At 41.1% G+C, this 13,137-nt stretch carries 10 protein-coding genes; 6 read left to right on the top strand and 4 right to left on the bottom strand.

Annotated elements, in window-relative coordinates:
• The first annotated feature begins 4 nt into the window (after positions 1–4).
• The 3 genes from ACNURT_RS07590 to ACNURT_RS07580 all read left to right on the top strand — a co-directional run bounded on the left by ACNURT_RS07590 (position 5) and on the right by ACNURT_RS07580 (position 3,791).
• Entirely contained in the window at positions 5–2,266 is a 2,262-nt protein-coding gene (locus ACNURT_RS07590) for a BamA/TamA family outer membrane protein (RefSeq protein ID WP_419701219.1), read from the top strand.
• A 121-nt stretch (positions 2,267–2,387) separates the two neighbouring features.
• The gene (locus tag ACNURT_RS07585; RefSeq protein ID WP_419701218.1) at positions 2,388–2,813 is read left to right on the top strand and encodes an aspartyl protease family protein; all 426 of its coding nucleotides are present in this window, start codon (positions 2,388–2,390) and stop codon (positions 2,811–2,813) included.
• A gap of 69 nt (positions 2,814–2,882) precedes the next feature.
• On the top strand, positions 2,883–3,791 hold the full coding sequence (locus ACNURT_RS07580) for a glycoside hydrolase family 43 protein (protein ID WP_419701217.1): 909 nt from the start codon (positions 2,883–2,885) through the stop codon (positions 3,789–3,791).
• A 125-nt stretch (positions 3,792–3,916) separates the two neighbouring features.
• Here the strand turns inward: ACNURT_RS07580 and gyrB are convergent, their stop codons facing one another.
• Entirely contained in the window at positions 3,917–5,875 is a 1,959-nt protein-coding gene (gene gyrB, locus ACNURT_RS07575; protein ID WP_370999274.1) for a DNA topoisomerase (ATP-hydrolyzing) subunit B, read from the bottom strand.
• 362 nt (positions 5,876–6,237) lie between these two features.
• On the opposite strand from gyrB, the gene ACNURT_RS07570 reads away from it, so the two are divergent.
• Both ACNURT_RS07570 and ACNURT_RS07565 read left to right on the top strand, forming a co-directional pair.
• Entirely contained in the window at positions 6,238–6,828 is a 591-nt protein-coding gene (locus ACNURT_RS07570) for an OmpH family outer membrane protein (RefSeq protein ID WP_419701216.1), read from the top strand.
• Between the two features lie 122 nt (positions 6,829–6,950).
• The gene (locus tag ACNURT_RS07565) at positions 6,951–7,430 is read left to right on the top strand and encodes a nucleoside deaminase (RefSeq protein ID WP_370999276.1); all 480 of its coding nucleotides are present in this window, start codon (positions 6,951–6,953) and stop codon (positions 7,428–7,430) included.
• A gap of 159 nt (positions 7,431–7,589) precedes the next feature.
• Here the strand turns inward: ACNURT_RS07565 and ACNURT_RS07560 are convergent, their stop codons facing one another.
• A complete protein-coding gene (locus ACNURT_RS07560) occupies positions 7,590–8,003 on the bottom strand; it encodes an RNA-binding S4 domain-containing protein (RefSeq protein ID WP_419701215.1) in 414 nt (137 codons plus the stop codon).
• Positions 8,004–8,381: 378 nt separating this feature from the next.
• On the opposite strand from ACNURT_RS07560, the gene ACNURT_RS07555 reads away from it, so the two are divergent.
• Positions 8,382–9,818, top strand: a complete 1,437-nt coding sequence (locus ACNURT_RS07555; RefSeq protein WP_419701214.1) for an N-acetylneuraminate synthase family protein — start codon at positions 8,382–8,384, stop codon at positions 9,816–9,818.
• An 81-nt stretch (positions 9,819–9,899) separates the two neighbouring features.
• Here the strand turns inward: ACNURT_RS07555 and ACNURT_RS07550 are convergent, their stop codons facing one another.
• Positions 9,900–10,697, bottom strand: coding sequence for a DUF4249 domain-containing protein (locus ACNURT_RS07550; protein ID WP_419701213.1), 798 nt, complete (start codon positions 10,695–10,697; stop codon positions 9,900–9,902).
• A 15-nt stretch (positions 10,698–10,712) separates the two neighbouring features.
• On the bottom strand, positions 10,713–13,037 hold the full coding sequence (locus ACNURT_RS07545; RefSeq protein ID WP_419701212.1) for a TonB-dependent receptor: 2,325 nt from the start codon (positions 13,035–13,037) through the stop codon (positions 10,713–10,715).
• Positions 13,038–13,137 lie beyond the last annotated feature (100 nt).

Raw genomic sequence — 13,137 nt, 5'->3', positions numbered from 1 at the left:
GCTTATGATCAAGCACTTTAGATATATACTCATATTTACTGTTTTGTTGAACGCCTGCAGCAATACCAAATACCTGGCTTCGGGTCAGAAATTGTATACCGGCGGCGAAGTAAAAATTCAGGATAAGGATATTAAAAAAAGTGATGCCAAAGCATTAACCGAAGAGCTGCAGACCCTACTGCGGCCCAAACCCAATAGTGCTATATTGGGTTTAAGGGTTAAACTTTGGATATATAATAAAACCCGTACAAAAAAGACCAAGGGCCTTGCTCATTGGCTCAATACCAAATTTGGCGAACCTCCAGTTCTGGTAAGTTCTGTTAACCTGGAGAATAATAGCGATATATTACAAAACAGGCTGCAGAATGAGAGTTATTTTCAGGCCCAGGTTAACGGAGATACCGTTGGCAAGAAAAAAACGGCTAAAGCTGTATACAGCGTGCTAACCGGTTCTGCTTACAAAATACGAAAGGTAATCTTCCCAACAGGTAGTGAAAGTATTGATACAGCCGTGGCCGGAACAGCCGCGCAAACGCTCTTGAAACCGGGGAACAACTATAATCTGGATATTATTAAAAATGAACGTATACGCATTGATGCCAAACTAAAGGAAGAGGGTTTTTATTTCTTCGCCCCCGAAAACCTGATCATGCGGGTTGATAGTACCATAACTGGTCACCAGGTTGATATTTTTGTAGCCATTAAACGCGATATTTCAGAGAGAGCGCAAGAAATTTATACGATTAATAACATATATGTATACCCAAGCTACTCCCTGCGTGATACTTCCTTAAATCTGGATAAAGCACAAAAATATCGCTGGTACAACATTGTTGAAAAAAGAAAAACAGTGAACAGCTATATTTTTGCCAATACCGTTTTATTGCGTCCTGGCGAAGTATATAACCGTACCAATCATAATAATTCCTTAAACCGTTTTGTTAATCTCGGGCCGTACAAGTTTGTAAAAAACCGGTTTGAAGATGTAACCGATTCACCCAAGCTGGATGTGTACTATTTTTTAACACCCTATAAAAAGAAATCATTACAACTCGAATTATTGGGGCGTACTACATCGGCCAATTATACCGGTACACAGGTAAATATTAACTGGCTTAACCGAAACGCGTTTAAAAGTGGCGAGGCACTAAAGGTAACCCTGTTTGGTAGCACCGACGTGCAATTTGGCGGTAATAACAACGGTTTTAATGTGTACCAGGCGGGTATTCAAACAACCCTGTCGTGGCCCCGTTTTATAAGTCCTTTTTATCCTAAGGCCGATAATGCCTACATTCCCCATACTAATTTAACGTTGGGATACACATTGGTTGATCGTCAAAAGCTGTACCGGCTAAATTCCTTTAATGCCTCATTTGGATATCAGTGGAAAGAGTCGGTTCATCGCTCACATGAATTGAATATTTTCAATTTCAATTTTGTTAATCCTCAACATATATCACAGTTGTACGTGGATAGTATTAATAATCCAAAAAATACCAATCCAGCTTTAAAACATGTTATTGATAAACAATTTATTTTCGGCCCGAGCTATGGTTATACCTATACCAATACCACCGAGGACAATCGCACCAACACTTTTTACTATAATGGCAAAATAAGTTTATCGAACAATTTATATGGTATCATTTCCGGAGCTGATAGCGTGCACGGCAAAGCGAAACAAATTTTCGGCGCCAACTTTAACCAGTACGTTAAAATAGAGAACGAGATCAGGTTTTTTCATAAAACAGGTCCCAACAGCAAGTTTGCCAGCAGGTTATTGGTGGGTGTTGGCCTGCCTTATGGCAACTCAACGCAGCTTCCATACAGCCAGCAATTTTTCATAGGCGGACCTAACAGTCTGCGTGGTTTTCAGGCACGCACTATTGGTCCGGGTTCCTATGCTGTTAAGGTGGCGGCTGGTAACTTTTTCCCTGATCAGTCGGGTGATATCAAAATTGAAGCTAACATCGAATACCGGCCCAAGCTGTTTAGCATAGTATATGGGGCCTTGTTTATGGATGCCGGTAATATATGGCTAAAAAACTCCAATGGTTTACAACCCGGAGCAGTTTTCACCAAAAACTTTTTAAATGATATGGCTGTAGACGCGGGCTTTGGTTTACGTTTTGACCTTTCTGTATTGGTATTACGTACTGATTTGGGCGTACCGCTTAGATACCCCTACTCACGACCAGGAAAAAAAGAATGGGACATGAATTTCCGCTACAGTGTATTTAACCTGGCTATTGGTTACCCATTTTAATTTAATTATTGAATTAGTGAGTTAGTGAATTATTGAATGAAATGTTCATTTTTGTTCGTTTTACAGTTGAGCTTTGAGAATCACTAATTCACTAACTCACTAATTCACTAATTATAAATAAATGATATCTATCCCTCTACAGATCATTGACCTGCATGATGACGGCTTTCATCCACTGTTGGAGGTTAATTTATTTGGCAAAGCTTTTACTGTAGTATTGGATACCGGGGCTTCTAAAACAGCATTTGACCGCACAGCACTTTTCGAAGCGAATGAAACTATGGCCGTGTTGACCAGCGACAGGCTCTCCACCGGTTTAGGCACCAATACCATGGAATCATTCACAGCAGTCATCAGCGGTATGCGGATAGGCGATATGCCCATCGCTGATTTTGAAGTTGCGGTGCTTGATCTTTCTACCATTAACATAGCTTACAGCCAGATGGGTCACCCGCAGGTATTAGGCGTTTTGGGTGGTGATATATTGATGAAATATAAAGCCGTGATTGATTATGGAAAGCAGGTGCTAAAGCTGAAAACCAGATAGTTTAAGCAATTTCACGACAAAAACATGTCGTTTTTCACTTATTCGGTATGAAATATGCTTGATAATGGTATGAAAGACGTCCAATCAACCCACACAAACCCAATTATCAAGCATAAATTCACTGCTGATCCAACAGTTTTAGTGCATAATGATATCGTTTATTTATATACCGGACATGACGAACCTCCTGAAGGTATCGATGATTACGTAATGAATGACTGGTTATGTTTTTCATCAGCAGATATGGTAAACTGGCAGGAACACCCGGTTCCTTTAAAAGCTAAAGACTTTGCCTGGGCAAGCGGTGATGCCTACGCCTCTAAAGTGATCAGCCGGAATGGTAAATTTTATTGGTATGCAGCCGTTACCCACGCCACTATTGAGGGAAAAGCAATTGGTGTAGCAGTTGCCGATCATCCTTCGGGGCCATTCTACGATGCACTTGGAAATGCTCTGATCACACAGAATATGATCCCACCGACAGATAATAATAAAGCCAACATGGACCCCACTGTTTTAATTGACGACGACGGCCAGGCTTACCTGTTTTGGGGTAGCATAACTTGTTATTATGTAAAATTGAAGAAAAACATGATTGAGCTTGATGGCCCCATCCAAACTTTCTTACTGCCAAAATTTATGGAAGGAGCGCATTTGCACAAAAAAAATCAATGGTATTACTTTTCTTATGGTTATGGCTCACCAGAAAAAGTTGCTTATGCGAGGAGCCGAAATATCAACGGCCCCTGGGAATTTAAAGGGATACTGAGCGAAATAGCTGGCAATTGTGAAACAAACCGACCTGCCATTATTGATTTTAAAGGAAAAACTTATTTCTTTTACCATAACGGCGCACTGCCAGGTGGTGGAAGCCACAGGCGCTCTGTTTGTATCGACTACTTATACTACAACGCCGATGACACTATAAAACGAATAATAATGACATCTGAAGGTGTAGCAAGGGTAAACGAAAATTAAATATATGATCACCGGCATCAAGCAGTAACAGCTTAGTATTTATTACATACAAACTTAAAAAACACAAAAAGCCCCGCTTTGCTAAAGCAGGGCTTAATCTGTATATCATCAGGGGATTTAATAGTCTATGTATCTATTTTGGCGTATTTGGCATTGCGCTCAATAAACTCGCGGCGTGGTGCTACCTCATCACCCATCAGCATACTGAAGGTATGATCGCATTCGGCGGCATTTTCAATTGTAGCGCGTTTCAGTGTGCGGGTTGCCGGATTCATGGTGGTATCCCAAAGTTGGATATCGTTCATTTCACCCAAACCTTTATAGCGCTGTACTTGTACACTCTCCTCTTTACCGGCACCTTTAAGGCGCTGTATAGCGGCATCGCGTTGCGCATCGTTCCAGCAATACTCTGCTTCTTTGCCTTTTTTAACCTGGTATAATGGCGGCGAAGCGATGTAAACATAACCGGCTTCAACCAGCTCTTTCATATAACGGAAAAAGAAGGTAAGGATCAACGTAGTAATGTGTGAACCATCCACGTCGGCATCTGTCATGATAATGATCTTATGGTAACGTAGTTTAGACATGTTAAGCGCCTTATCATCTTCAGGTGTACCGCGGCTTACACCAAGACCGGTAAACATATTCTTGATCTCCTCGTTCTCATATATCTTGTGCTCCATGGCTTTTTCCACGTTTAGGATCTTACCACGTAAAGGTAAAATAGCCTGGTATTCGCGGTCGCGGCCCTGTTTGGCGGTACCACCCGCCGAGTCACCTTCCACCAGGTATAATTCGCAAAGTGAAGGGTCGTTATTAGCACAATCAGATAGTTTACCTGGCAAACCAGATCCGGTCATCACGCTCTTGCGTTGTACCAGTTCGCGGGCCTTGCGGGCAGCTGCACGGGCAGTAGCGGCCAGTATCACTTTATTAACAATTAACCGGGCTTCTTTCGGATTTTCTTCCAGGAAGTTACCTAAAATTTCGCCCACTGCCATATCCACGGCACCCATTACCTCGTTGTTACCCAACTTAGTCTTGGTTTGTCCTTCAAACTGTGGCTCCTGCACTTTTACCGATACTACCGCGGTTAGGCCCTCCCGGAAGTCATCGCCGGTAATTTCGATCTTCATGTTTTTCAACAAGCCCGATTTATCGGCATAAGCTTTCAGCGTACGGGTTAGTCCGCGGCGGAAACCGGCAACGTGGGTACCACCCTCAATAGTGTTAATGTTATTTACATAGGAGAATACATTCTCGGAGTAGGTATCATTATACTGAAAAGCCAGTTCAACCGGGATGCCATTTTTTATACCATCCAGGTAAATAGGATCAGGGATAATAGATACCCGTGTTGTGTCTAAAAACTTAACAAACTCGCGCAAGCCACCTTCTGAATAAAATTCTTCCGAAGGGAAAGAACCATCTTCGTTAGGGAAACGTTCATCAGTTAAAGTAAGGCGGATACCTTTATTTAAGAATGCCAGTTCGCGTAAGCGGCCGGCAAGCGTTTCGTATTTGTATTCGGTAGTGAACTGGAATATTTCCGGATCGGGCTGAAAAGTTTGGGTAGTACCTGTATGGTCAGATACACCAATTTCTTTAACCTCAAAAAGCGGTTTACCTTTTTCATACTCCTGGGTAAATATTTTGCCTTCACGGTAAACCAGTGTTTTCATGTGGATGGAAAGCGCGTTTACGCAACTTACACCCACACCGTGCAAACCGCCGGATACTTTATAGGTATCCTTGTCAAATTTACCACCGGCGTGTAAAACCGTCATTACTATTTCCAGTGCCGATTTACCTTCTTTAGTATTGATGCCGGTAGGTATCCCCCGGCCATTATCAACAACGGTAATGGAATTTCCTTTATGTATAGTAACATTTATAGTATCGCAGTAACCGGCAAGGGCCTCGTCAATGGAGTTATCGACAACTTCATATACTAAATGGTGCAAACCTTTAACGCCTGTATCACCAATATACATAGAGGGACGTTTACGCACCGCCTCTAAACCTTCTAATACCTGTATATTATCTGCTGAATAATTGGATTTGTCCTGATTTTCTTCGCTCATATTTATTTAGTACAACAACCTTCAAAAGTACGAAATTAACACGAGATTAACGATTAGTTGTTGATAAAAAACGCTGTGTGGAATACTGTCTGAATCAGAATTTACAGAATTAAAGAATTAACAAAATTGATCCGTCAAAATTCTGAAAATTCTACAATTCCTAAATTCTGATTCAGACAATGAAATTAGGATACTTGTAATGAAAGATTATCTTTGTCAAAATTTTTACTTAAAAAAGATAAACCTTCGTGTGCAGCTGCACAAAACGTTATAATTGCACAAAGGAGTTTGATAAGAATAAATAAAGGCGCAAATTTTAACGACCGCCAGCTAAATAAAACACGAAAAAATCAATTAATTAAATGAAAACTACGGCTTCAACATTAACAAAGTTCACATTAGGGATATTAATTGCCGGGAGCATAGCCGCCTGCAATCAAAATAAAACTGCCGACAAACCTGCTACAACCGCACCAGCAGAGGTTAAAGAATCTATCGTATATGTAAATTCAGATAGCTTGCTTAACAAATACGACTATTTTAAAGATATGTCAAAACGCCTGGAAGATAAAGGCAAATCTTCACAAGGTGACCTGCAGGCTAAAGGTCAGGCTTTTCAGCGTGAGGTTGCAGAGTATCAAAAAAATGCAGCTACTCTTCCCGCCGATCAGCGCCAGGCTACAGAACAGCGTCTGCAACGTAAGCAACAGGAATTACAAGGTTATCAGCAAAATGCCAATGCAGAGTTTCAGAATGCGCAGGCCACTGAAAACGCCAAGCTATATGATAAGATAGCTGATTTTACAAAAACTTACGCTAAAGAAAAAGGCTACAAACTGGTGTTAACCTATTCAAAGGCTAACCCTACCGTACTATATGGCGATCCATCATTAGATGTTACTGCCGATGTGGTAAAACGCCTGAACGAAGCTTACGCTAAAGACAAGAAGTAAGTTTTCGGATGTGCAGATCTCGGATGTGCAAATATGCAGATGAGATCAACCTTCAAAAAAATCATAAAATATTAACTTTAAAAACCTCAACTTCGGCTGAGGTTTTTTTAATTTAGAAGTATATGCAAAATACGGTTCACGAAAAGTTTATGCAGATAGCTATTGAACTATCTGAATATAATGTAAAGCAGGGCACCGGCGGCCCTTTTGGCGCCGTTATAGTAAAGGATGGAATGATTGTGGCCCGCAGCGCCAACCGTGTGGTACCTACCAATGACCCAACTGCTCACGCCGAAGTTTCGGTGATACGCCTGGCCTGCCAGGAGTTGGAAACTTATGATCTGTCGGGTTGTGAAATATATACCAGCTGCGAGCCCTGCCCTATGTGCCTGGGCGCTATTTACTGGGCGCGTATTGATAAAGTTTATTATGCTAATACCAAGGCCGATGCTGCAGCTATTGGCTTTGACGATCATTTTATTTATAATGAACTGGAAACCCCGATGGCTGAACGTAAATTACCTTTTGTACAATTACTTCGCGATGAGGCCATGACAGCCTTTAAGCTTTGGGAAACAACCGAAAATAAAACAGACTATTAAAAAACAAACAAGCTTGTCATCCTTTGCTACGCTCAGGAAAGAATATATCAGAAGGGCTTGTCAGTCTGAGCTCCGTCGAAGACTCGCGCGCAGAGGCCTGCCTACCATGGTTCGACAGGCTCACCATGACACCCTGTTTTATTCTTTAGAAATGCCACCCTATTCGCTCCCTTTTTCCTTCTTGTCAAAATAATCATCCTTCAGATCGTCAATTTCGCGGCGGTCGCGTTTGGTAGGGCGCCCCGTACCCCTGTCCCGTTTTAATATTGGGGCGTGAAACATGGATTTGAAGGCCTGGGTTTGTTCCACAGGAGTTATATCTTCATAAAAATTCACCGCGGTTTTGGCATCTACGCGGTTTTCGAGCAAGCCTGTTACCCGTACTACTTTACGTTCAATTCCTTTAGCTACCTGGTAAGTATCGCCAATTTTTACTTCATAGGATGGCTTGATGTTTTTGCCATCCAGTTTTACGCGCCCTGCCTTGCAGGCATCAGATGCCAGGGTACGTGTTTTAAAAAGCCTGATGGCCCACAGGTATTTATCTATCCTCAGTTTTTCTTTTTCGGGCATGGGTAAAAAGTCGAACTCCAAAATTAAGAAATACCATTCAATTATTTGGAGCAAAGACATAAGGAGCAAAGAACAAGGACTGAGGAAGTAAAGAAAAAGCCTTATTCTTTATATCCTTATTCCGTATATCCTTCCTCTAAAACCTACCTTGTAAATACAGGGTTAATTTACAGGCCATTACTTAATAATTTCATAATCTAAACTTCGCATTATGTAAAAGCTGCCGCCTTACATTTAATCAATTATAATAAATCCGGTTTGTCCGGTTTGTAAAGGAAAATATTACTTATATAAAATAAAAGACCCCTGAAGGTCACAACCTAAAAAATGGATTTTGCGAAAGGCTTATGCCGATTGGCAATTTAATTCACAAACCCGATGAATGAAATTTTAAAACAAAAAGCGGCCGGTATCAAATTACTGATAACCGATTGCGATGGCGTATTAACAGATGCCGGAGTTTATTACGGCAGCAATGGTGAGGATCTGAAAAAATTTAACATGCGCGATGGCATGGGTGTTGAACGTTTACGCAAATATGCGGGTGTACAAACCAGTATCATCACCGGTGAATTATCACCATCAATAGCTAAAAGAGCCGAAAAACTACAAATAACAGAGCTGCATTTAGGTATAAAAGACAAAGTGATTGTTTTTAAAGAGATATGCGACCGCTTGGCCTTAAAGCCCGAAGAAATAGCCTACATAGGCGATGATCATAATGATCTGGAAGTAATGAGGCTGGCTGGCTTAACCGCATGCCCTGCAGATGCCTTACCCCGCATCAAAAATCAGGCGGATGTTATTTGCACACTAAACGGCGGTGAAGGCTGCTTCCGCGAATTTGCCGAACTGATCATCGATATTAAAAGCAATACGTTTTCGGCCAGTAGCCTTAACGGTACCATTACCTTAAATAATGGCCGGGTGATAGGCAAAGGCCAGCCAAGCTATATCATTGCAGAAATTGGTATTAACCACAACGGATCGTTGGAAACAGCCAAAAAACTGATTGACGAAGCTGTGGCCGCTAAAGCCGATGCCGTTAAATTTCAGAAACGTACGCCAGAGATCTGTGTACCTAAAGATCAGTGGGAAATTATGCGCGATACTCCATGGGGCCGTATCACTTACATTGATTATAAGCGTAAAACAGAGTTTGGCATCGCCGAATACGCCACGATAGATCAATATTGCAAAAAACTGGGTATCGATTGGTTCGTATCTGCCTGGGATGTGCCATCAGTTGATTTTATGGAACAGTTTGATACCGTTATGTATAAACTGGCCTCGGCATCATTAACTGATTTCGCACTGATACAGCGCATCCTGGAAACCGGTAAACCGCTAATGCTGTCGACCGGTATGTCAACCATCAAAGAGATAGAGGCTACCATGAATTATATTATGGCATTTGATGAAAATTATCCGTTGTTCATCGCGCACTCTACCTCGGCTTATCCATGTCCGTTGCAGGAACTTAACCTGAAAATGATACAAACACTGGAAGCCAAATATCCAGGTATCCCGGTTGGTTATTCCGGCCACGAAACCGGGCTGGCCACGACCGTAGCAGCCGTTACGCTGGGCGCCACCTTTGTAGAACGTCATTTCACGCTCGATCGTGCAATGTGGGGATCTGATCATGCTGCTTCTGTTGAGCCACAAGGCTTGCAACGCCTTGTACGTGATATCCGCGATATAGAAACCGCTTTGGGTGATGGTGAGAAGAAGGTTTACGAATCTGAGCTGGCCCCCATGAAACGCCTGCGGGTAAACATAAGTGAGGAATATAAAGAGAGGCCAACGGCCTAATTAACAGTAATCCCGTATACTTTTACTTTCATGCACGAAAAGTAGAAGTATACGGGATTATCCTTGTAAAGATCTCTTATTTTACTTCACCGTAATAGTTTTAGTTTGGATGGTATGGGCGCTAAAATACCCTAATACTTCCGGGGTAATATTGTTAGGTGGGTTTGATGGCGTTACCCCCCCAATCGGGCCTTTAAAACCTTGTTGCATTAAAGTATACCAGTAGGTATACATAGTTTTATCAACACTCTGCATTTCAACGGTTACTTTATCTCCGGCATATATACTTATATCGTCCTGCGCTAAATCAAAAGCTACTTTATTGCCATCTGTAAAGTCATCATTATTAGCGAAAACGCGTTTAACCTGTACATCATTAACATACAGTAAGAAATTGTATTGATTGCCCAAGCCTTTGGGGTCGGTATAATAAACCGTTATCTTTTTCTTGTTTTCATCAGTGCTAAAATTATCTTTAAAAGCCCTCACATTATCTAAAGCCACCTGCACAGGTATTTTGGAACTGGCCTCATAGGTTTTACCTTTAGTTGTTACACTTAATTTATAAACACCTCCTGTAATTCCTGCCATTTTGGGTATAGTGTAAATACCGGGTGAGCCTTCCTGAAACGCGTAAACATTACCATACTGATCATTCACCTTCACCTGCGCCCCCGTTACCGAAGGATAGGTATTTGTATTTGAAAAGGCAACATTGGTATTCAGCTTTATGGTTTGAGTACCTGAAACATTAGTAATATTCCCTTCAATCACCAGTTTGTCTGAATCATTGTCTAACCGTACATCAATCACTTTATCACAGGATGAAACGGTCAGCAGGATAAGGGATAACATCAAATAAAATAGGGGAGTTTTCATATGATTATATTTAAGTTAAAATTTAAAATCCCAGGTGACAGAAGGAATCAGTGTAGCGAAAATGCTGGTTTCAACAGCCTCCGTCATGTTTGGATCAGTTTTGCTATCCCTGAAGGTTACGCTATAAGGATCTCTGTGTGCATATACGTTATAAATACTAAATGTCCAGCTGGAGTGATACCGCTTATGTTCTTTTCCTTCAAGCGTAGCACCTATATCCAATCTGTTTGATGAAGGCAAGCGGTAGTTATTCCGTTTAGAATAAGAAAAAGTGGTTATACCGCCTATATTATATTTCCCTGTGGGATAGGTAACCGCATTCCCGGTACCATACAGAAAAGTTCCTGAGAAAGTCCAACGTTTACTAAACTGATAAATACCCACCACAGAACCATCATGTGTTCGGTCCTGCCGTGCAGGATAATAGCTTCCGTTGTTGATGACATCAAATTTCCTTTCAGTTCTGGATAGCGTATATCCTACCCAGCCTGTGAACCGACCATATTTTTTCTTTAAAAATAATTCAATGCCGTATGCCCTTCCTGTACCATAGGTTAACTGTGATTCTACATCCTGATTAACTAAAAGCTGGGCACCGTCTTTGTAGTCAATTTGATTTTGCATCCATTTATAATAAACTTCGGCCGAAAACTCATAGGCATTGTTGTTAAACTTTTTAAAGTAACCGGTAGATACCTGATCGGCTATCTCGGGTTTAATATTTTTACTGCTCATCACATACAGATCAACAGGGGTGCTGCTGGTAGAATTACTGAGCAGATGTATATTTTGTGTATTTCGGCTATAAGAGGCTTTAAGCGAGTTTTCGTCATTAATTAAATAACTGGCCGAAAAGCGGGGCTCCGGGTTCAAATACCGCCGCACCACCGATCCCGCCTTATAAGTTATAGAAGATGTAGTGGCACCATTACTATCAAAGGTTTTAAATGTTCCGGGGCCTAATAAAAACATATAACTAAACCTTACTCCATATAATAGCGTTACATGATTACCCACTTTCCACTCATCACTTAGGTAAGCGGCGGTTTCATATCCATAGCGTTGTTCTACATGCCTGTTATTATAAGCCGATGCCTTAGTGGTTGTTATATCTCCAGGGGCGATGTCATGATGCAAAATGTTAAATCCAAATTTTAGGATGTGATTATTGGCTATGGAGTATTGCAGATCTTCTTTCAGGTTAGCATCAGTTATTTTTGAGGTGGCTTTAAAGCCATCATTATTCTGAAAACTTTCTACCATGTAATTATAATTACTGTAGATTAATGAAGTATTGGAAAACAATCTGCTGCCAAACAAATGGGTAAACCTGATAGTTCCTGCCGAGTTTCCCCAATTTGTTCCAAAAACGTCTTTTAAGCCCAAAACATCTTTGCCTAAATACCCGGATATATAAATGGCATTTTTATCATCAAACTGATAGTTAGCCTTGGCATTGATATCATAAAAATATATGGAGCTTCCGTTGATGCTTGAGTCCGGTACCGCTTTTAAAAAAAGATCGATATATGTTCTGCGGGCGCTCACCATGAATGATCCTTTATCTTTTACAATCGGGCCTTCAACTTTAATTCTCGAAGCAATAAGGCCGATACCGCCCTGCACCGTAAAATCTTTATCATTCCCATCGTTCATCTTAACGTCCAGAACTGAAGACAGGCGACCGCCATATTCTGCCGGCATACCTCCTTTATAGATACTTACATCCTTAATAGCATCAGAATTGAAGGTTGAGAAGAAACCTAACAGGTGCGACGCGTTATATATCGGGGCCCCATCCAGCAAGATCAGGTTTTGGTCTGATCCTCCTCCACGCACATAAAAGCCGGTATTACCCTCACCAGCCGATTTAATACCTGGCATTAAGGTGATAGTTTTTAGAATATCCCTTTCCCCTAATAAAACTGGTACCTGATTTATTTGCGTCATGTTCAATTTCTCAACACCCATTTGAGGCGATACCACATTATCATTACTAAATCGCTTGCCCTTCACAATAACTTCCTGCAAATCATTTTTGGGGGATAAGGATATATTAATAACCTCATTTTTATGAAGTGACACTTTTTGAGCTATCTTTTTATAACCAACACTGGTAAATAATAAGGTATATTCTCCCTCAATAACAGCCAGCGAATAAAAGCCATAATTGTTAGTAGCCGTTCCAACCGCCGGTAATTCCTGAATGGTAACTGAGGCACCTATTAAGGTTTCACCTGTAACAGCATCTTTAACGGTTCCGTTAATGGTAGCCTTCTTTTGAGCGTAGGCGGCAATGGCGGTCAGTGTTATGAAAATAGTAAAGATAGATCTGGCCATTTGCATATAGCGCTAAGTTATCCGGATCCATCACTAAACTATTTTAATTTATACGAAAGCCAGTACAAATTATAGCAAGTACACTATCGCTTATACTAAA

Source organism: Mucilaginibacter sp. NFX135 (assembly GCF_048565145.1).
Taxonomy (GTDB): domain Bacteria; phylum Bacteroidota; class Bacteroidia; order Sphingobacteriales; family Sphingobacteriaceae; genus Mucilaginibacter.
The sequence above is the reverse complement of the archived record's forward strand: the minus strand, read 5'-3'. Positions and strand labels throughout refer to the sequence as shown.